Origin of the sequence: Corallococcus sp. CA041A (assembly GCF_003612075.1) — a bacterium.
Classification (GTDB): domain Bacteria; phylum Myxococcota; class Myxococcia; order Myxococcales; family Myxococcaceae; genus Corallococcus; species Corallococcus exiguus.
Map to the genome: position 1 here is coordinate 1 of NZ_RAWF01000194.1, position 18913 is coordinate 18913.

Here is an 18913-nt window from a genome sequence, read left to right on the forward strand (position 1 = left end):
GGGGGGAGGACGCGGGAGCGCAGGGGGACATGGATGCGGGGACCTCTGCGGACGCGGGAAGCGCCGTCGCTCTTGTCGCCGCTGGCAGTGGCTTTGGATTCGGACGTGCGAGAGATGGCACCGTCTGGGCTTGGGGAAACAACGAAAACGGCCAACTGGGAGACGGGACGACTGCCGTGAGACTGACCCCCGTGCTGATACAGGGACTGGCCGACGGAGTGACAGCCCTGGCCGCGGGCAACTACCACTCACTGGCGGTCAAGGGAGACGGTACCGTCTGGGCATGGGGCAGCAACAACGCCGGTGAGCTCGGCGACGGGACGACCATTGGAAAGTTGACGCCAGTTCAGGTGGCGGGTTTGACGGCCGTGGCAGCCCTGGCTGCGGGCGAGAGTTACTCTCTGGCGGTCAAGGCAGACGGTACCGTCTGGGCATGGGGGAACAACGACGTCGGCCAGCTTGGCGATGGGACGCGAACCGCAAAGTTAACACCCGTTCAGGTGCAGGGCTTGACGGGCGTGACAGCCCTCGCTGGGGGCTACGGCCACTCGCTCGCCTTGAATCAAGACGGCACCGTCTGGGCCTGGGGCAGTAACTACTCCGGCCAGCTCGGCGACGGGACGACGACGGCACGCCTCACGCCCCAGCAGGTGCCGGGCTTGACGGGCGTCACAGCCCTCTCCGCTGGCAACTCCTATTCGCTTGCCTTGAAGCAAGACGGGACCGTCTGGGCCTGGGGCGGCAACAACTCCGGCGAGCTCGGCGACGGGACGACGACGGCGCGCCTCACGCCCCAGCAGGTGCCGGGCTTGACGGGCGTCGCGGCCCTCTCCGCAGGCAACCAATACGCGCTCGTCCTGAAGCAGGACGGGACCGTCTGGGCCTGGGGCGACAACTACTCAGGTCAGCTCGGAGACGGGACGACCACCCACCGTCGCACGCCGGTGCAGGTGCAGGGACTGACGGGCGTCACATCCCTCGCGGCAGGCGGTAACGATACTGCGTTCGCCGTGAAGCAGGACGGCACCGTCTGGGTTTGGGGTAGCTTTCCCCAACGTTTTGCCAACCCAACTCGGTCTCTGCTTACCAACTGCAGCCAAATGGACTCAGGCGACAGGCATGCCCTTGCGGTCAAGGCGGATGGTACCGCTTGGATATGGGGCAGTCTCTTGGACGAGACGAGCACCCGCCAAATCAATCCAGTTCAGGTTGCGGGCCTGACGGGCGTCACGTCCCTCGCCGCTGGCGACGACCACAATCTCGCCTTGACGCAGGATGGCACCGTCTGGGCCTGGGGTAGTAACGGCGGCGGCGCGCTGGGCGATGGGACGACGACGTACCGCGCCACGCCGGTGCAGGTGCAGGGCCTTGGCGGTGTAATTGCTGTTGCCGCTGGTAACTACCACTCCATCGCACGGAAGGCGGATGGCACCGTCTGGGCCTGGGGCTCCGGCGCTGCGCTGGGAAATGGGACGTCGGAGGGCAGCCTCATTCCGGTGCAGGTACCGGGCTTGACAGCAGTGGTTGCCGTCGCTGCGGGACGCGAGCACACCCTGGCCCTCAAATCAGACGGAACCGTCTGGGCTTGGGGCTACGGCCGTGGGCTGGGAGATGGTATGGGCGTTGAGCAGTTGACGCCCGTGAAGGTGGTTGGACTGACCAACGTGGTAGCCCTGTCTGCTGGCATGCTGCATTCTCTAGCGCTCAAGGTAGACGGCACCGTCTGGGCCTGGGGCACAAACTACTCCGGCCAACTCGGCGACGACACGTGGGTGGAAGTCTTCACGCCGATGCAGGTGCGGGGCCTGACCGGCGTGACGGCCCTGGCCGCAGGCCGCCTCCACTCGATGGCCCTCAAGGCAGACGGTACCGTCTGGGGCTGGGGCGACAACTTCAACGGCCAGTTGGGGCTTGGGCCTCTCCACAATAACAGCTGGTACACCCCCGTGCAGGTGCCGGGCTTGATGGACGTCGTGGCCCTCACCGCTGGTGATGTCCACTCGTTCGCCGTGAAGACGGACGGCACCATCTGGGCCTGGGGCGGCAACTACTCCGGCCAACTGGGGCTCGGCATCCCAGACATTGCGAGTCTCCCGCTGCAAATCAGATGAGGCGTGGCTTGCAGTCGGGTGGGCAATCCTGTCAGGGGGCCGGCAGCTCCGGTTCACAGGTCGCCCACGTCTTCGCGGAGCCCCGTCAGCCGCTTCGTCAGTTCGAGTTCTGTTGAAATGCTTCCCGCGTGCTGCCTTGGAGGCTGTCCGGCTCTGGGACGTCCCATTCCAGAGCCGGCGGCCATCATAGGGTGAAAGGCCCCGCGCGCCCTACCTGACGGCGCTGAGGGTCCGGATCTGCGTGTTGATCCACGGGATGTAGTTGGAGACGCGCGTGTAGATGCCGGGCAGTCCTGCCCGTGCGCAGCCCACCCCGAAGCTCACGATGCCCTGGAGCACGTAGCCTTGGGAGCCTTGGACGACGAGCGGCCCGCCGCTGTCGCCCTGGCATGCGTCCTTGCCCCCCTGCTTGTACCCAGCCCCGAACATGGCATTTTCGTCGATGCTGATTCCTTGTGACCTGTAGCTATTGGCGACGTCCTGATGCCTGAGGACGGGGACGCCCACCTGCAGCAGGATGCTTGACGTGTCGTAACCCCCCTCGCGTGTCAGTCCCCAGCCCGCGACCGTCGCCATCGTGTTGTCCGCGACGCGCGCCCCGGAGGAGGGGAGGCAGACAGGGACGCGCGTGTTGCCGCCCGCGAGCGTGGGGGCGAGGTTGGGGCGCATGCCCGAGGACTGGCCGCAAGCCCTGGCGACGGTCGTGTCGAACTTGATGGGCTTGTCGAGCTTGAGGACGGCGATGTCGTTCAGCGTCGTGTCCGGATTGTACTGCGGGTGGTAGACGGCCTTCGTCACCCGGGCTGTCACTTGCGTGGACGTGGGGTTGTACAGGTCATGCGCCCCGGCGACCGCAGTGGCGTTGGCGAGACCGTCATAGACGCAATGGGCCGCGGTGATGACGATGTCGCTCTCCTCCTTGTCGCCCACTCGCACCAGGCTGCCCCCGCAGAAATGGCTGCCGTACTGCTGCAGGCTGACGATCCAGGGGTGGGAGTTCGGCCGGGCCTCGATGCCTCCCACGATCTCCTGGTCCGTGTGACCCACTGTCTCGAAGGGGGCCTGCTCGGCCTCCGGACCACCGCACCCGAGAAGACCGACCGCGACGACGACTCCGCTCATGAAGCGCATGCATTCTCCTGGAACAAGTGCGGAGGGAGACAGCAAGCGACATGCCGCGCTCATGCGCCGTGGTTGTCCGGACGAGACGCGCACCTGGACGCGCGACGGAGCGTCATCTTCGTCGCCGTGTGACACGTCAGCGGAGCTGCATGACGCGTCAGCCGTGCCGGGCGGTGAACCCGCACGCGGCCGGAGCGAGTGATGATCAGACGTCTCGCATGCGGAGGCAGGACAGGAATTAGACGCGAGCCCTGGGCCCCCCGTTCACGGAGCGCGACCCTCGCACGCGTGAATGACGGCGCGTGTGTGCCGGGCAACCTGGGAGGTGACTGGGTTTGAGAGGCATTGGGCCCGGGTCCGGAGGCGGGGGGAGCCACGCATGTCAGACGCCACCCGTAGCCTGCGACACGTTCCCGCCTGATTCCCACCCATGACGACCCGACATCCCATGCCCGCCACCGCGCCACGGACACCGGCACCGTCCCTGCCACCCAGACCCTTCACCTCCGCGCGGGACGGCCTCGTGCGCCGTCAGCCCCAGCGCTTCACGGGCATCCGGCCGCTCAAGCTGGAGGACTTCGTGTCCGGGACGCCGCGCCAGCGGGAGTCCTTCGCGCGGCGCCTCGTCACCCAGCTGTCGGAGCGCGGCTTCTTCTACCTGGAGCGACCCACGGCCTTCCTGGAGCGGCACGCCCTGGCGGGTCTGTTCGAGCGCTACGAGGCAACCTTCCAGCACGCGCTGCTGGCGCATCCGTACCTGCACGCGCTGCTGCCCGCGGCCTCGGTGTTCGAGACGGGCTACAACGCCACCTGGTACCCGGAGTCGCCGGTGGTGCGGCAGCCCATCGAGGCCTTCATGGCCAAGCCCGCGACGTGGGCGGTCTTCCGCCGCCGCGTGGTGCCGGAGCCGGTGCGGGAGCTCCTGGAGGCCTCGGAGGATGCGTACGACGCCTGTCACGCCGTGGGCGTCGTGCTGCTGGAGGCGCTGGAGCTGGGCTACGGCCTACGCGCCGGGGGGCTCACGCGGCTGTTCCGCCGCCGCACGGAAGGGGCGGTGCGGTTCGTGAAGTACCACGCGCCCAGCACCGCGCGGCGCAGGCGGGACGTGGTGGCGCACGCGTCGGAGCCGCACTCGGACAAGAGCTTCTTCACCTTCAACCTGGGCGAGTCCCGGCCGGGGCTGGTGTGGCTGGACGGGAACACGCCGCGCCTCATGCCCAACGACGAAGGGCACTGGCTCATCACCTCCGGCCGCTTCTCCGAAGGGCTGACGCGCGAGCTGGACGCGCCGGTGCGGGCGTTCCGGCACACGGTGCACAACGACGGTGAGCGCGTGGTCGTCCTGGGCTTCGTGACGCCCGAGGGCGACCTGCACGACCTGCCGCTGGACGCGTGGCCCGCGCCGCCGCTCGCGGGAGGCGCCCGTGGCTGAGCGCGCGCGCAATGGAAGGAACGAGGGGCCGGAGCACGTCTTCTTCTCCCCGCATCCGGACGACGTGGCGCTGGGGGCGTACGCGAGCCTGCTCGACGTGCCCCGGGGCATCGTGCCCACGCTCGTCACGGTCTTCTCCCAGAGCTGCTGGGAGTTCGTGCTGCCGGTGGACCCGTCGCGGGCCATGTCGGTGACGTCGCTGCGGATGGGCGAGGACCGGAGATTCGCCCGGGCGCACGGGTTGGACCTGGTGCACCTGGGCTTCCGCGACACCAGCCTGCGCGCGCCACCGGGCGGCCCCGTGGAGTCGGAGGAGGCGCGGTCGGCGCTGGCCTCGCGCGTGCTGCTGGCGCTGGACGAGGTGCTGGCGACCGTGTCCCAGGACGCGGTCTGCTACGTGCCCCTGGGCATCTCCAGCCACGCGGACCACTTGATGGTGCGCGACGCGGTGCGGGCCCTGCGCGGCGAGCGCAACGTCGTCTACTACGAGGACCTGCCGTACTCCGCGCACCACCCGGAGGATGAAATCGTCGACTACGCGTGGGCGCTCGGGCTGTCGCCCCGGTGCCTGGACGTGACGACGCTGTGGTCCGCGAAGCTGCGCGGGCTGTCCTTCTACGCGAGCCAGCTGGAGCCCCAGACGCTGCCCGCGGTGGAGTCTCACGCGCGGCGGCTGGGCGCGGGCCGGGGAATGGCCGAGCGCGTGTGGACGGTGGCGCCATGAGCACGCGGGAGCCCTGGGCGGAGGGGGAGATGCTGGTGCACCTCTCCTATGAGGCCACGCGCACGCTGGGCGGGATGGGCGTGGTGCTGGAGCACCTGTTGTCCGCGCCCGAGTACCGGCAGGCCTTCCCGCGCACGCTGCTGGTGAGCCCCACGGTGCGGCCGTGCGGCCTGGGGAGCTACGCGCCGGAGGAGTCGCTGGCGCGCGACCTGGAGACGCACGGCGAGGTGTTCTACAGCGGCCTGCGCCGGGACAACCCGGAGCGGTGGGCGCGCGTCTTCCGGCCGGTGGAGGAGCAGCACGACGTGTCGTTCGTCTACGGGCGGCGCGACGCTCCGGGCGGTCCGGTGGAGGTGCTGCTCGTGGACCTCACGGACGTGCTCCGGGGCTACCGGGTGAGGATGGGCACGCTGCCGAAGTTCCTCGCGCGGCTGCACACGCTGCTCGGGGTGGACCTCCCGTTCGACTGCCGGGGGCCGCGGCCGGCGGCGTGGCGGGGGCTGTCACGCGTGTGGCGAGAGCGCTTCGGCACGCGGCTGGGCGCGGCGCCCTGGGTCAACCGCCTGTTCCGCAAGGCGGTCCGGCACGGCCTCCTGGACGCGCCCGCGTTGGACCACGACGCGATGCTGGCCATCGTGCTCGCGGAGCCCGTCTTCGACGCGCTGGAGCGGCTGCGCCCGAAGGACGGGGCGGGGACCGTCATCCTGGCGCAGGAGCACCTGTCGCTGCCGCTCGCGTACAAGGCGCTGCTCGACGGGCGGCGCTGGTGCCGCACCGTGTACTACGCGGGCGAGGTGCGCACGCCCCGCGTGCTCGTGGAGTACGGCGAGGCAGGGCAGGGCGCGTCCGACGCGCGCTTCTACAACATCCAGCGGCTGGGGCTGGAGCAGGGGAAGACGCTGGACCAGGTGTACCCCGTGAGCACCTGGCCCAACTTTCAAATCCTGCGCAACGGCCACCTGTGTGACCGCGTGGGCGCGGTGAGCGCGTCCGTGGCGGACGAGCTGCGGTTCCTGGATGTGCGTTATGCGCTCCAGCCGGTGACGGTGGTGCCCCACGGGCACCGGCCCATCGAGACGGGCTGGGACGCGAAGGAGGCCGCGCGCGCGAAGGTGCTGGCCCATGCGCGCAAGTCGTGGGGGAAGGACTTCCGCCTGCTGCTCACGCACATCGCGCGGGACGAGGTCTGCAAGGGACTCTGGCGCGACGTGGACGTGTGCGAGCACCTGGCCACGCTGCTGCCACCGGAGCGCAAGCCCGCGCTGCTGATGATGGTGACGGAGTGGAACGAGGCGGAGCCGTCCGACAACCTACGCGCCCTGAAGGCACGGGTGGACGCGTTCAACGCGAAGGACACGGGCCTGCACATCGCGCTGGTGAACCAGCCCACGTGGCCCGCGGGCCTGGACTTCACGCGGGACGACCTGCACCGCGCCACGGACGTGTCCCTGGGGCAGTCGCTGTACGAGTCCTATGGCCTGGCGCAGCTGGAGGCCCTGGGCTGCGGCGCCATCTGCGTCATCTCTGGAGCCAGCGGCGCCCGGCGTGCGCTGAAGGCGGTGTGCGAGCGGCAGGGGCTGTCGGAGGCCGCGCATCCGAACCTCGTGGTGTCGGACCCGGTGGCGGATGCTCGGGTCGCGGGCCTGGCGCACTCGATGGAGACCTGGAAGGCGCTGCCCGCCAGCGTCCTGCGGGATGAGGAGCTGCGCACCGCCGAGCGCGTGGCGGAGGAGGTGGTGCGGCGGCTTCCGCGTGATGCGCACGAAGGCCGCCTCCTGCTCGCTACGGGCTGGGCGCTGTCGGAGCGGCTGCACTGGGAGCCGCTCATCCGCGAGCAGCTGCTGCCGCTGCTCCGCTTCCCGAAGGAGGCGGCGCAGGACGTGTCCGACTGGAGCGCGGCCCATGGCTGAGCCCCTGGCGGAATCCCTTTCAATGTGGAGCGCGGAACATGGCTGAGAACGAGCAGGCCCCGGCGCTCATCGTCGTGGCACACCCGGAGGATGTGGTCCGGTTGTTCAGCACGGTGGCGCCGGGGGCGGACGTCGCGGTGGTGACGGAGGACGGGAGCGCGGGCCGGGAGCTGGAGGCCGTGGGCCGGGCCCTGGGCGCGAGGAGCACGCACCTCCTGCTGTCCCCGTCGGAGGTGGGGCCGTGGTGCCGCGAGCAGCGCTCCCGGGGCGACGTCCGCGTCTTCACGCACAGCCCGCAGGAGGACGCCCCGCTGCACCGCGAGGTGGCGCTGCTCGTCAGCCGCGTCTTCGAGCGACTGTGGGTCCCCGCGACGGGCGCCAGGCCCACCGCCTGCACGGTGCTGGACGACGCGGCCTTCCAGCGGAAGCTGGGCCTGCTCAACGCGCTCTACCGGGAGCGTCCGGACGGAGCCCGCGCGGGCGCCTGCACGGATCCCGTGCGTGACGGGCCCGGCATCGAGGCCTTCGCGGAGGTGCGGGCCGCGGACGTGGTGCGCGCCCTTTCCCTCACGAAGCCGGAGATCTTCTCCGAGCTCGCGGACCCCTGGGGCTTTGCCCAATCCACCTACGAGGGGGAGCGCTTCGCCCTCACCGCGAAGGTGCTCGGGACGCTGCGCGACGCGGGCGCGCCCCGGCGCGTGGTGGACGTGGGCGCCTGCGAGGGGCTCATGACCGAGCACCTGCTGACGCTCTTCCCGGAGGCGAACGTCCGCGCCGTGGAGTCCGAGCCCCGCTTCGTCACGCGCCTGCGCGAGCGGCTGGGCAGCCACGCGCGTGTGCGGATCGTCGAGGCCAGCGCGGAGGACGTGGCGCTGGAGGCGGACCTGGTGCTGCTCGCGGAGGTGCTCTACTACCTGTCCGAGGACGCCGGCCGCGACCTGCTGAACCGGCTGCGCGCGTCCCACCTGCTCACGTCCTATGGCGGAGGCTTCGGCGCCCAGGTGCACGCCGCGCTCGCCACGCGCGGTTGGAGGTGCGTCCAGTCCGCGACGCTTCCGGGCCGCATCGAGCCGGTGGACGGCGCCGCGAGCCCGCTGCTCGTGCGCCGTGCAGGGACCGAAATCCGGCTCTGGGAACGGTGATAACAAGAATTCAGGGGTAGAAGTCCGGGCTTGCCCGCAGGAAGGCGGGCTTCTCTCCCGGAAGAGGCTGACGACCGGGCTTGTCGTTGTTCCCGGGCTGGGGAGTGTATGGACTTGGTTGCTTGAATACGCGTTGCCATTGGCACGGGAATTCTTCAGCATGACCATGCATGTCCGCCCCGGTTGTCTCGCAGGGCCCCGCGGATGCCCCGGCCCGGGCGTCCCATGACGAGGGCCTGAAACACAGTGCGCTCCGGCGCCGGGCGCTGCCGTGGTTGGTGGGTGGCTGGCTCGTGGCGAGCGTGTTGGGGCTGGGGCTCATGGGAGCGCGGGCGAATGTCGCGGGGCTCGCGGCCACGCCCCCTGTCCGGTTGCCGGAGCGCTTCACGCGGGCGCCGGGCATGTGGACGTTGCTCGTCTTCCTCCACCCGCGGTGCCCGTGTTCCCGCGCGACGCTGTCGGAGCTGGCGAAGCTCCTGGACCGGCACGGCGCGCGGCTCTCCACGCACGTGTTCGTCTGGGCGCCGCGTGAAGCCCCGCCGGGCTTCGAGCGCTCGGAGTTGTGGACGCGCGCCGTGGCCCTGCCAGGGGTGGAGGTGGTGGCGGACGTGGACGGGCAGGTGGCGCACGAGCTGGGCGCGCGCACCTCGGGACAGCTGGTCCTCTTCTCGCCGGACGGAGTGGAGCGCTTCGCCGGCGGCATCACCCCCTCGCGAGGCCACGAAGGTGACAGCGAGGGGGGCGGTGCCATCCGGGACCTTCTGGACGCGGAGGCCTCCAGCCCCTCCACCGCGCCTGTTTTTGGCTGTGCCCTCGAAACACCGCTCACGCCCGCGGGTGATGACACGTGATGAGAATCCAGCTGTCCGAATCGGTCGTGTCCGAGCGTGCGCGCCAGCTGTTCGATGCGCAGTGTCTGTCATTGGGCCGGCGGACGGACCGGACCTTCGTGGTCCTGATGGCGTTGCAGTGGCTGGGCGGCATCGCGGCGGCGGTGTACCTGTCGCCCCGGGCCTGGGAGGGGTTGCAGAGCACGGTCCATTCCCACGTGGTGGCCGCGGTGGGGCTGGGCCTGCTCCTGGGCGGCCTTCCGGTGGTGCTCGCGCTCACGCGGCCCGGCCTCGAGTCCACACGGCACGTCATCGCGGTGGGGCAGGCGCTGATGTCCGGGCTGCTCATCCACCTGATGGGCGGCCGCATCGAGACGCACTTCCACATCTTCGGCTCGCTGGCGCTGCTCTCCATCTACCGGGACTGGAAGGTGCTGCTCACCTTCAGCGGCGTGGTGGCGGCGGACCACCTCCTGCGCGGCCTGCTCTGGCCGGAGTCCATCTTCGGCATGCACGCCCGCGAGTCCTGGCGGTGGATGGAGCACACCGCGTGGGTGGCGTTCGAGGACATCTTCCTCATCGCCTCCTGCGTGCAGGGCCGGCGCGACCTCCGGGAGTCCGCGCGGCGCGAGGCGCAGCTGGAGCTGTCCCGGACCGCGGTGGAGGAGCAGGTCGTCCGGCCGCTGATGGGCTCCGCGGACGCGCTGCGCGACTCCGTGCGGACGCTGACGGAGTCCACCGGCGAGCAGCGCCACGAGCTCTCCCGCCAGGCCCGCGCGCTGGAGGAGACGCGGGTGACGGCGGAGGAGATCCGTCAGACGTCGCTGGTCGCCTCGGAGCAGGCGGCCCGGGTGCTGAATGCCACGCAGCAGGCCGGGGACGTGGGCGCGGCGGTGGAGGAGGCCATCGGCCGGAGCGTGGAGGGACTGGCGGACCTGCGCGCGCAGACGGAGGACCTCTCCGCGCGCATCCAGGAACTCGCGGCGTACACCGAGCGGATCGCCGGCATCACCCGGACCGTGCAGGACCTGGCGGACCAGTCCAACGTGCTCGCCATCAACGCGGCCATCGAGGCGGCGAGGGCCGGAGAGGTGGGCCGGGGCTTCGCGGTGGTGGCGCGGGAGATCCGGGGCCTGGCCACCCAGTCCGTCACGGCCACGCAGCAGGTGCGCGCGGTGCTGGATGACACGCGCTCCCGAATCCAGGGGGTGGTGGACCTCACCCGCCAGGGTGGCGAGCGCATGGGCCGGGGCATCGAGACCATCCGCGCCTCCGGCGAACGGCTGGGCATGCTGTCCGGGCTGGTGAATGGCAACGTGGACGCCGTCCGCCAGATTTCGGCGTCGGTGAGCCAGCAGTCGGCGGGCGTGGCACAAATCTTCACCGCCGTGTCGGACCTGACGGCGCTGATGCAGGCCTCGGTGGCCCGCGTGGAGGCCACCCACGCGGCGGCGGACCGCCTCCAGCAGGTCACCGACCAGGTCCACGGCGTCATCGCCCTGTATCAAGAGAGAACCTGAACGGTCACCGACACGCGGCCTTTCTTGGAGTACATGGACGCCATGAACTCCAGACTCCGTCGTTTTCTGTCGTTTTCCTCGGTCCCCCTCCTCCTGAGCTGCGGCGCTGCCGCGGTGTCGGACACGCCGGCCGAAGCGCTGGCGGTGCAGACGCAGGAGCTGGCCACGGGCACGCCCGCGGGCATCGGGGTGGTGATGTTCCTCAACGAGTACGCCCTGACCTTCAATGTGCTGGACACGCAGGTGCCGCTCAACGCGCTGGCGGCGCAGAGCATCATCAACTACCGCTTCGGGCCGGACGGCATCTCGCACACGGCGGATGACAAGCGCTTCGTCTCCATCGAGCAGGTGGACGCGCTGCCCCAGGTGGGGCCCGCGGCGCTGGCGGCGCTGGAGGCGTACGCCCGGGGCACGGGCCGGGTGGAGCTGCCGGTGGACGGCTGGGTGGGCACGTACCAGGGCGTGTCGTTCAACGTCGCGGAGGCGCGCCGGGTCCTGGCGGTGGTGAACACGCAGTCGCTGACGGCGCTGCAGTCCACGTACAACGTGCCCTCGGCGGCGGCGAACGCGATGGTGGCGGCGCGGCCCTTCTACGACATCCTGAAGCTGGGCCGGCTGCCGGCCGTGAACACGGTGGCGCTCCAGAACCTCAAGGCGGCCACGCAGCTGGGCGAGGAAGGCGACCCGTGCACGGGCGCGGGGACGTGCGGGACGAACCTCCACTGCGAGGGCAAGCCGTATGACGGCTCCAGCCTCTACGGCCGCTGTGTGACGACGCTGGCCATCCCGGGCGACCACGAGTCGTGCTCGCGCTTCGTGCCGTGTCAGGAGGGGCTGGCGTGCCACGGCCTGGACTCGGGCGCGACGGAGGGCTGGTGCCGTCCGGCGTGGATGTCGGGCGAGTTCACGGCGTACGCGGACCTGACGCTGCAGGGCAACACGACGCCGCTGACGGCGACGCAGGCGGTGGTGGGCCTGGCGACGGTGCCGGAGGACATCACGGTGGAGCTGGACCTGGCGCACAACAACCCGTCCAAGCTGGTGCTCACGCTGGAGGATCCGGGCGGTGAGACGGCGCTCCTGTGGGACGGCCCCAACGAGGGCACGCCGCCCAAGCGCATCCCGGTGACGCGCGGCATCCCCCGCGACGGCACCATCAACGGCCTGTGGAAGCTGCACATCGTCAACCCGTCGGGCGTGGGCAACGGCAAGCTGCGCGAGTGGAAGCTGAAGCTCACCAGCCGCTGGGACTGACGCGCATCCTTCGAGTCCATCGAAGAATGATTTGACGCCCGCGAGCCTTGTCCTCGCGGGCGTTCAGAGGGACACGGGAAGCCTCTGGAGGTTTCCCGATGCCCGCGCCCTCGCAGCCTGTCGACAACGCACGCCTCGCGCACGCCCTGGCCCGGGTGGGCCTGGGGATGAACATCGCGCTCCACGGCCTCTTCCGCCTGCCGCAGCTCACGGCGTTCGCGGTGGGCATGCGCGACTCCTTCGACAAGAGCCCGCTGCCGCCCTCGTGGGTGTACGCGGTGAGCCTGGCCATCCCGGTGGCGGAGGCGGTGGTGGGGCTCCTGCTGCTGGTGGGCGTGGAGGTGCGGCGGGTTCTCGTGGCGGGGACGCTGCTGATGATGTTGCTCATTGGAGGCGCCTGCTCCGCGCAGAACTGGAACGCGGCGAGCATCCAGATGACCTACCTGGGCTTCTACGTCGTCCTCCTCGCCACCGTGCAATACGACCACCTCTCCGTGGATGAGTGGCGGCGGGCCCGCGGCGCGGAGTAGGGCTGTGCTATCACTGAGAGTCCCTCCAACCGGGAGCCTTTCGTGAAAGCACGTCTGTTGATGGTGTTCGCGTCGGTGTCGTTGGGATTGCTTGCCGCGTGCGGCAGCGTGGACATGGATTCCACGTCGCTGGCGCAGGGCGAGTCCGCGCTCGGGTCAGAATGTCCCTGTGGTGGCGTGGGCCCGTGGAACTGTCTGGCAGCCTGACGTGCGGGGATTACCTCTGCGAGGCCCACGAGATGGGCTGGTGCTTGGACTGCGGCCCCATCTGCACGGGGCCGAACTGCCCGCAGGTGCCGCAGGATCCGTAGCCACGGGGGCAGGCCAAAGAACCATGCAACACATCCATCGTCGTTACGGGCCCGCCGCGGCCCTGTCGCTGGCGGGATTGCTGGCGTTCGCGGGTTGTGAGCCAGAGGCCCGCGAGCCCGCCGCGGTTCCTCGTGAGGCCCTCGCTGCCACCGCGGCTCCACTGGCCCTCGGACTTGGAGGCGACACCTCCTGCATCTGGGGAAGCCCGGACTGCAACCTGTGCAGCCCTGATGTGCCGCTGCGCTTCCAGGAGTTGAGGGATCACGGCGAGGTGCTCGGCTTCCAACCCGGGCCGTTCAACCTCAACGTGGCCTACCCGGGCAGCAATCACTGGCAAGGCATCCAGCGCCTGTCGACCCGCTCGGGACGCCTCCTCGTCCTGTCCAAGCGGGATGACGCCCCCGGGGGCAACGTGGGGCACCTGGTGCACATGGCCACCCGTAATGGGGAGGGTGGTCGCTTCCGCTCCAACCGGCTGAGCCCCTCCATCAAGAAGCCCGAGGACACCTCTCCGCCGGGCGCGGACGCCGCGGTGGCGGCGCTGCCAGTGCTGGACGGCTACCGCCACGGCGGCGGCATGCAGGCGGTGGGCAGCATCCTGGCGCTGCCCATGGAGCAGGGGCCCGGTCTGGGGCGCATCGCGCTCTATGATTACAACCCATCCCTGACGCCGAGCCCGTTTGCCTTTGTCCACGGTGAAACGGCGACCGCGGGCACGGCCTCGTTCACGAAGCTGTCGGACGGGCATTTCCTGCTCCTGCTCGGGCAGGTGGACGCGAACACGCTGGAGGTCTTCCGCTCCTCGGAGGCCGACCTCCACTCCGCGACCAACCAGTGGGTGCGCGTCGACACGTGGCGGAAGTCGGAGCTGCCGGACGGGCAGTGGGGCGCCTTCCAGAACCTCAACTTCGTGACGGACTGCAATGACTCACAGCTCTACCTGGTGGGCACACGGCTGGGGGGCCTGCGCTGGGGCGCGGTGAGCGACGACTACGCGCACCTGTACCGGGTGCACCTGGACGGCCACATGCGCCTGGAGCACGTCGCCTCCAAGCACCTGTACTGCAGCAACGATGGCTCACGGCAGTGCAACCTGGACGCCGCCGCGGGTCTCTTCGTGGGGCCCGACCGCGGCCTCATCCTCTACGGCACCGAGCACGCGGATGACGGTCCCGGTTCGACGGTGAAGATGGTGGAGTTCCGCGGCATCTGGGCGGACACCCGCTGCCGCACGGACATCTGGCACGCCTACGTCGACTTCTACGACGACTCCAACTTCAGCGACCGAGGCGTCATCTTCGACTTCGAGGACCAGGGCCTGAAGAACTGGGCGCGCTTCGACGACGTCGACAGGTTCAACGACAAGACCTCGTCGGTCCGCTGGTGCATTCCGCCGGGCTACCGGGTGCGGCTCTACGACGACTCGAATTACAAGGGCAGCTACAGGGACCTCGTGGGCGACGGCACGCTCCACGAAGCCAACCTGAACAGCAAGGCCTGGGGCTTCAACGACAAGGTGTCCTCCGCGCGCTGGCTGAATGAGTGACGCGGAGGGCGGCTGGCGGTGCGGTGCGGGGAGGTGTTATCGCAGGGAGTCATGCGATCTCGCCTCTCGCTGCTCGTCCCACTGCTGCTCTGCGCGTGTTCAAGCGGCCCGTCACCGCGCGCGGAGGAACCCGGCGAGGAGCGCCTGCCGCCAAGGAGCCCCATGAATCCGGATGCCCCGTCCCTCAATCGTGGTGAGGCACTGTTGCGCCATGGCACTGGCAGCGACGTGGTCCTGCCGGCCGAGCCGGTCCCCACTGCCCAGGAGCTCGGAGCCCTCGCGGGTTTCGGCCAGACCTGGACGTCGTGCTCGGCCCGAGCGTCGGTCTACCTGTTCGACAGCTACGGTGACGCGACCACGGCGGATGCGCGGCTGAGGAAACAGGTGCCCGAAGGGAAGCACGGCGCCGTGACGGTCAACGGAGACTGGCTGATATGGGCCACCGCCGATGCGACGGACGAGGCCGGCCGCGACGTCATCGAGCGGGTGGTCTCCGCCTTCGCGGGCGAGGAGTGAGGCCGTGAATCAGGACGCAGGGACCCGCACGGGTGAGGAGAGTCGCTCCCGCCGGAAGTGGGTCTTCATCGTCCTTGGCGTGATGGCCTGTTCGTGTCTGGGCGTGGTGGTTGTCAACACGGTCCGCAACTTCGTGCGCTTCGGACAGCGCGCCCGCGCGGCGGAGTGCAAGTCGAACCTGAAGGCCTGGTACGCGCTCCAGCGGCGGCACTTCCAGGACACGAAGACCTACGAGCCGGTCTTCGCGAAGGTGGGCTTCGCGCCCGAGCGGGGCAACCGCTACGCATACTTCGCGGGCCGGGGACCGATGGAGGTTCGCGACCAGGAGCGGAGCGAGGCCCCTGAAGGCGCGGTGTCCATCGGTGCGGACACCTATCGGTTCACCTACCTGCGCCCCATCGACGTGGAGGCGCTTCATCCGTCATTGAGGGCCCGGCTTGGTGTCTCCGGCACGTGCCCCACGTGCGAAATCACCCTGGCGTGCGTGGGGAACACCGACGACGACGCGACCCTGGATGTCTGGGTCCTCTCCACCGGACCGCTGGACCTCCAGGACGCAGACGGAGACCCCGTCGAGCCCGGTGTCCCCGTGCAGCTTGTGGACGACACGAAGGACTGATCATGCGCGAACCATGATGAAGGCATGAGGGGCGGGTGACGCGGAGCGGAGGGGCAGGCGTACGATGCTCACGCCCAGAAAGGCGGACCATGCATCGCTCCTTCCTCTTCTTGCTGCTGCCGCTCACCTTCGGCTGTGCCACGACGCCCGCCACCCCTCGCGCCGCCGCGCCCGTGCAGGCGGCCCCCGCGGAGAAGAAGGGCCTGCTTTCGCTGCCGGAGATCCTCCAACGCATGGAGGCTTCGCCCGTGAAGTACGAGCTGGGTGAGAAGGACTCCCCGCCGGACGGATGGGCTGACACGCTCTGGCCCCAGCGGATACCTCCGCTGCCCTATGCGCGAGTCGTGAGGGAAGGGGGCTCGGCCACCCTCGCGCCGCCACACGAGACCCCCGAGTCAGAGCGCCTGCTCGCGGAGGCCGAGCCGTACTTCAAGGACAACCGCTTCGACGAAGCCGCGAAGTTCTACGCGCGCGCCACCGAGGCCTGTCCGACGTGCGCGAACGCCTGGATCTTCCGAGGCGACGCGGCGCTCTTCGCCGCCAGGCCAGAGGAGGCGCTCGGCTACTACCGCAAGGCCGCCGAGCTCAACCCCGACGACTATCGCGGGCACTTCTTCATGGGGCACGCGTTGTCGCGGCTGGGGCGGCGTGCCGAGGCCCGCGAGGCCTTCGCCTCCGCGCTGGTACTCAACCCGCGCCTGCCCACGCTGCGCACGCTGCTCAAGAAGTATCCCGGGTTCGGGCTCGTCATCACGCCAGACGTGGTGGTGCCGCGCGGCATGGCCGAGCGAACGGAGACCGGCGTGGCGGCGAGGTACGACGGTCACTACGGCACCGCGTGGCTCGCGTTCGCGGCGTGCAAGGCTCTGTGGCTGGGGGAACCCTCGCATCGCAAGGAGATGACGGGCAGCGACAGTGACACCCAATTCACCTCCACCGAGGAACTCGAGTGCCTGGGCGCCGCGCTCTCAGGCTACGAGGTCGCGAAGGAACAGAAGGACGCGGACGCGGACACGACGATTCCAGACAAGGGCCTGGAGCGCCTGGAGCGCATCGTCGAGGCCGGGATGGTCGACATGCTCGTGCTCTTCGAGCTCGCCTCGCGCGTCCATCCGCAAGCGACGTTGACGATGAGCGAAGACGCGCGCCAGCGGCTGCGCGCCTACATCCTCGAGTTCGTCCTGCTGGAGCGCGGCTGAATCGCTGGAGTCATATTAGATTTGACTAATATTAGTGCGGACTGTAGTGACTCCGTGAACGGAGGAGGTCCACACATGCTTCACCAGCTCATTGGCGCCCAGTTCCGCACCTGCGTCGAACGTGACTACGAAGGCAAGCCGGCCCACGTGGTCGTCGCGCAGCGCGTGTACCCCACGACCATCGAGGACCTGTGGGACGCGGTCACCAACGCCGAGCGCATCCCGCGTTGGTTCGCGCCCGTCGAGGGCCAGCTGCAGAAGGGCGGCCGCTATCAGATCAAGGGGAACGCGGGAGGCACCATCACCCGGTGTGACAAGCCCTCGGCGTTCGACCTGACCTGGGAGATGAACGGCGGGATGAGCTGGGTGACCATCCGCCTGGCGCCGGAAGGGAAGGGCACGCGGCTGACGCTCGAGCACATCGTGCACTCGGCGGACGTGGAGCAATTCTGGAGCCAGTTCGGCCCTGGCGCCACGGGCGTGGGCTGGGATTTGAGCTTCCTGGGCCTGGGCATGTACCTGGAGACGGGCAAGGACGTGGCCGCGGAGGCCGCCGCGTCGTGGGGGACGTCCGACGAGGCGAAGACCTTCATGCGCGCGAGCGCCCAGGCCTGGGCCGACGCCCACGTGGCGGGCGGAGAGGCGCCGGACGTGGCACGCGGGATGGCCGAGCGCACGGCCGCGTTCTATACAGGGGGCTGATGCACGCCTTCGACGTCCTCGGCGATCCGGTCCGCCGCCGCATCCTGGAGCTGCTCGCGGAAGGCGAGCACGCTTCGGGCGAGGTCGTGGACGTGATCCAGCGTGAGTTCGGCATCACGCAGTCCGCTGTCTCGCAGCACCTGAAGGTCCTGCGGGACAACGGCTTCGCGACGGTGCGGGTGGATGGCGCCCGGCGTCTGTACGCCGTGGACGCCGCGCCGCTGGCGGAGGTGGACGCCTGGTTGGACCGCTTCCGTGCGTTCTGGACGCCGAAGCTGGACGCCCTGGCTACAGAAGTCGCGCGGGGAAAGAAAAAGCGGGGCGAGTAGGCGGCAGGCGCCCCCACGGCCCACGCCGTGTCACTGGACGCGGCGCGCTGCCCTCGGCAGCGTCTGGCTCCGGCTCCCTTCCCCCTGGAGCCCAAGGAGTCCAAAGGATGAAGCTCAAGGCGCTCTGCATCGCCGTATCGCTGCTGGCCGTCCCGGGCGTGGCCACCGCGCAAGGCGCGCTGGATTCGCTCAAGAAGGCCGCGGGCGACGCCGGCAAGTCCACCGTGGAGAAGCGCGTCAACACGAAGCTCACGGACGAGGGCCGCAAGAACCAGTGCAGCTTCAAGACGGGCACCGCCGAGCTGGCCCCCGGCTGCGACGCGAAGCTCAAGAAGCTCACCAACGCCCTCGTGGACGCGAAGAAGCAGCTCGTCGCCGCTGGCGTCAAAAGCTACAAGTTCGAGGTCTCCGGCCACACCGACTCGACGGGTGACGCCGCGAAGAACAAGACGCTCAGCGAGCAGCGCGCGGAGGCCATCGTCAAGGAGCTCGTCGCGCGAGGCATCCCCCGCGGCGAAATCACCGCCGTGGGCTTCGGCTCAGAGCGCATGCTGGTGAAGCCGGACAACACCGAGGCGAAGAAGGCGCAGAACCGCCGCTACGAGCTCCAGGTCCGGCTGTAATCCGTGTCTGGCTGACGGAGGGCGGCGGCGGTGGCGCCGCCCATCCTCATTCGCTGAACGACCCGGGGGGCGGACCGGGTCGGACCGTCGTCACGGGGCGGGATAGAGGGCGTTCAACGCTGTGATGTCGCTCGCCGTGAACTCGCCCGTCGTGCTGGAGGGCGTGCAGGAGTTCATGAGGGAGCCGAGTGGCACGGCGGTCGTCGGTGTCCCGGTGATGTGGATGGCTCCCACGGCACCACCGGTGCCCTCGTTGCCGCCAGTCCCGCAGCTGATGCTCCGGTTGTAATAGTCCGAGTGGCGAAGCCCGATGGCGTGGCCAATCTCGTGAGTAATGATGTGCTTGATCATGTTGCTGGAGAGCTGCGCGACTCCCGCGTCAATGGTGATCCGGGCCCCCGGCTTGCCCCCCGAGGGGAAATCGGTGCTCGCCGTCGGGCCTCCGGGAGACACGGGATTGGTCACCAGGTCGATGAAAGCGTAGGGAGGGTG

The 18913-nt window shown here is 69.6% G+C and carries 19 protein-coding genes; 17 read left to right on the top strand and 2 right to left on the bottom strand.

Annotated features, from left to right (window positions below):
• The first annotated feature begins 29 nt into the window (after positions 1 to 29).
• A complete protein-coding gene (locus tag D7V77_RS29045) occupies positions 30 to 2111 on the top strand; it encodes an RCC1 repeat-containing protein (RefSeq protein WP_120579561.1) in 2082 nt (693 codons plus the stop codon).
• A 210-nt stretch (positions 2112 to 2321) separates the two neighbouring features.
• On the opposite strand, the gene D7V77_RS29050 is transcribed toward D7V77_RS29045, so the two are convergent.
• Positions 2322 to 3242 carry a serine protease gene (locus D7V77_RS29050; protein ID WP_120579547.1) on the bottom strand — a complete coding sequence of 307 codons (921 nt, stop codon included), beginning with the start codon at positions 3240 to 3242 and terminating at the stop codon, positions 2322 to 2324.
• A 421-nt stretch (positions 3243 to 3663) separates the two neighbouring features.
• Between D7V77_RS29050 and D7V77_RS29055 the strand changes: the two genes are divergently transcribed.
• From D7V77_RS29055 to D7V77_RS29130, 16 genes are all read left to right on the top strand, one after another.
• Entirely contained in the window at positions 3664 to 4665 is a 1002-nt protein-coding gene (locus D7V77_RS29055; protein ID WP_147452193.1) for a hypothetical protein, read from the top strand.
• Positions 4658 to 5389 (top strand): PIG-L deacetylase family protein, encoded by a 732-nt coding sequence (locus D7V77_RS29060; RefSeq protein ID WP_120579549.1) that lies wholly within the window; start codon positions 4658 to 4660, stop codon positions 5387 to 5389. Before D7V77_RS29055 ends, D7V77_RS29060 begins: the two co-directional genes overlap by 8 nt.
• Positions 5386 to 7299: a glycosyltransferase gene (locus tag D7V77_RS29065; RefSeq protein ID WP_147452194.1), complete on the top strand. Its 1914-nt coding sequence runs from the start codon at positions 5386 to 5388 to the stop codon at positions 7297 to 7299. Before D7V77_RS29060 ends, D7V77_RS29065 begins: the two co-directional genes overlap by 4 nt.
• A 38-nt stretch (positions 7300 to 7337) precedes the next feature.
• Positions 7338 to 8441, top strand: coding sequence for a class I SAM-dependent methyltransferase (locus D7V77_RS29070; RefSeq protein ID WP_120579551.1), 1104 nt, complete (start codon positions 7338 to 7340; stop codon positions 8439 to 8441).
• Between the two features lie 170 nt (positions 8442 to 8611).
• Complete coding sequence (locus D7V77_RS29075) at positions 8612 to 9292, top strand: RedB protein (RefSeq protein WP_147452195.1); 681 nt, start codon at positions 8612 to 8614, stop codon at positions 9290 to 9292.
• Positions 9292 to 10791 (top strand): methyl-accepting chemotaxis protein, encoded by a 1500-nt coding sequence (locus tag D7V77_RS29080; protein WP_120579553.1) that lies wholly within the window; start codon positions 9292 to 9294, stop codon positions 10789 to 10791. Before D7V77_RS29075 ends, D7V77_RS29080 begins: the two co-directional genes overlap by 1 nt.
• 42 nt (positions 10792 to 10833) lie before the next feature.
• On the top strand, positions 10834 to 12045 hold the full coding sequence (locus tag D7V77_RS29085; protein ID WP_120579562.1) for a proprotein convertase P-domain-containing protein: 1212 nt from the start codon (positions 10834 to 10836) through the stop codon (positions 12043 to 12045).
• Between the two features lie 98 nt (positions 12046 to 12143).
• A complete protein-coding gene (locus D7V77_RS29090) occupies positions 12144 to 12575 on the top strand; it encodes a MauE/DoxX family redox-associated membrane protein (protein ID WP_120579554.1) in 432 nt (143 codons plus the stop codon).
• A 42-nt stretch (positions 12576 to 12617) separates the two neighbouring features.
• Positions 12618 to 12782, top strand: a complete 165-nt coding sequence (locus D7V77_RS44995) for a hypothetical protein (protein WP_233597313.1) — start codon at positions 12618 to 12620, stop codon at positions 12780 to 12782.
• Between the two features lie 127 nt (positions 12783 to 12909).
• Positions 12910 to 14433: a hypothetical protein gene (locus tag D7V77_RS29100; RefSeq protein ID WP_147452196.1), complete on the top strand. Its 1524-nt coding sequence runs from the start codon at positions 12910 to 12912 to the stop codon at positions 14431 to 14433.
• Positions 14434 to 14484: 51 nt separating this feature from the next.
• On the top strand, positions 14485 to 14949 hold the full coding sequence (locus D7V77_RS29105) for a hypothetical protein (RefSeq protein WP_147452197.1): 465 nt from the start codon (positions 14485 to 14487) through the stop codon (positions 14947 to 14949).
• Between the two features lie 4 nt (positions 14950 to 14953).
• The gene (locus D7V77_RS29110; protein WP_158624511.1) at positions 14954 to 15568 is read left to right on the top strand and encodes a fimbrial protein; all 615 of its coding nucleotides are present in this window, start codon (positions 14954 to 14956) and stop codon (positions 15566 to 15568) included.
• Positions 15569 to 15657: 89 nt separating this feature from the next.
• Positions 15658 to 16767, top strand: coding sequence for a tetratricopeptide repeat protein (locus tag D7V77_RS29115; protein ID WP_120579558.1), 1110 nt, complete (start codon positions 15658 to 15660; stop codon positions 16765 to 16767).
• Between the two features lie 75 nt (positions 16768 to 16842).
• Positions 16843 to 17469 (top strand): SRPBCC family protein, encoded by a 627-nt coding sequence (locus D7V77_RS29120; RefSeq protein ID WP_120579559.1) that lies wholly within the window; start codon positions 16843 to 16845, stop codon positions 17467 to 17469.
• Positions 17469 to 17798 carry a helix-turn-helix transcriptional regulator gene (locus D7V77_RS29125; protein ID WP_014396181.1) on the top strand — a complete coding sequence of 110 codons (330 nt, stop codon included), beginning with the start codon at positions 17469 to 17471 and terminating at the stop codon, positions 17796 to 17798. Before D7V77_RS29120 ends, D7V77_RS29125 begins: the two co-directional genes overlap by 1 nt.
• Positions 17799 to 17905: 107 nt before the next feature.
• On the top strand, positions 17906 to 18421 hold the full coding sequence (locus D7V77_RS29130; protein WP_120579560.1) for an OmpA family protein: 516 nt from the start codon (positions 17906 to 17908) through the stop codon (positions 18419 to 18421).
• Between the two features lie 90 nt (positions 18422 to 18511).
• Here D7V77_RS29130 and D7V77_RS29135 read toward each other — a convergent pair.
• A partial coding sequence (locus D7V77_RS29135; protein ID WP_233597314.1) for a M57 family metalloprotease occupies positions 18512 to 18913 on the bottom strand: 402 nt, incomplete at its 5' end.

Coding starts and splice junctions, on each gene's coding strand:
- D7V77_RS29045 (WP_120579561.1), top strand. CDS start 30: ATGGATGCGGGGACCTCTGCGGACGCGGGAAGCGCCGTCGCTCTTGTC.
- D7V77_RS29120 (WP_120579559.1), top strand. CDS start 16,843: ATGCTTCACCAGCTCATTGGCGCCCAGTTCCGCACCTGCGTCGAACGT.
- D7V77_RS29070 (WP_120579551.1), top strand. CDS start 7,338: ATGGCTGAGAACGAGCAGGCCCCGGCGCTCATCGTCGTGGCACACCCG.
- D7V77_RS29055 (WP_147452193.1), top strand. CDS start 3,664: ATGACGACCCGACATCCCATGCCCGCCACCGCGCCACGGACACCGGCA.
- D7V77_RS29100 (WP_147452196.1), top strand. CDS start 12,910: ATGCAACACATCCATCGTCGTTACGGGCCCGCCGCGGCCCTGTCGCTG.
- D7V77_RS29085 (WP_120579562.1), top strand. CDS start 10,834: ATGAACTCCAGACTCCGTCGTTTTCTGTCGTTTTCCTCGGTCCCCCTC.
- D7V77_RS29065 (WP_147452194.1), top strand. CDS start 5,386: ATGAGCACGCGGGAGCCCTGGGCGGAGGGGGAGATGCTGGTGCACCTC.
- D7V77_RS29125 (WP_014396181.1), top strand. CDS start 17,469: ATGCACGCCTTCGACGTCCTCGGCGATCCGGTCCGCCGCCGCATCCTG.
- D7V77_RS29130 (WP_120579560.1), top strand. CDS start 17,906: ATGAAGCTCAAGGCGCTCTGCATCGCCGTATCGCTGCTGGCCGTCCCG.
- D7V77_RS29090 (WP_120579554.1), top strand. CDS start 12,144: ATGCCCGCGCCCTCGCAGCCTGTCGACAACGCACGCCTCGCGCACGCC.
- D7V77_RS29050 (WP_120579547.1), bottom strand. CDS start 3,242: ATGCGCTTCATGAGCGGAGTCGTCGTCGCGGTCGGTCTTCTCGGGTGC.
- D7V77_RS29105 (WP_147452197.1), top strand. CDS start 14,485: ATGCGATCTCGCCTCTCGCTGCTCGTCCCACTGCTGCTCTGCGCGTGT.
- D7V77_RS29080 (WP_120579553.1), top strand. CDS start 9,292: ATGAGAATCCAGCTGTCCGAATCGGTCGTGTCCGAGCGTGCGCGCCAG.
- D7V77_RS29115 (WP_120579558.1), top strand. CDS start 15,658: ATGCATCGCTCCTTCCTCTTCTTGCTGCTGCCGCTCACCTTCGGCTGT.
- D7V77_RS29075 (WP_147452195.1), top strand. CDS start 8,612: ATGTCCGCCCCGGTTGTCTCGCAGGGCCCCGCGGATGCCCCGGCCCGG.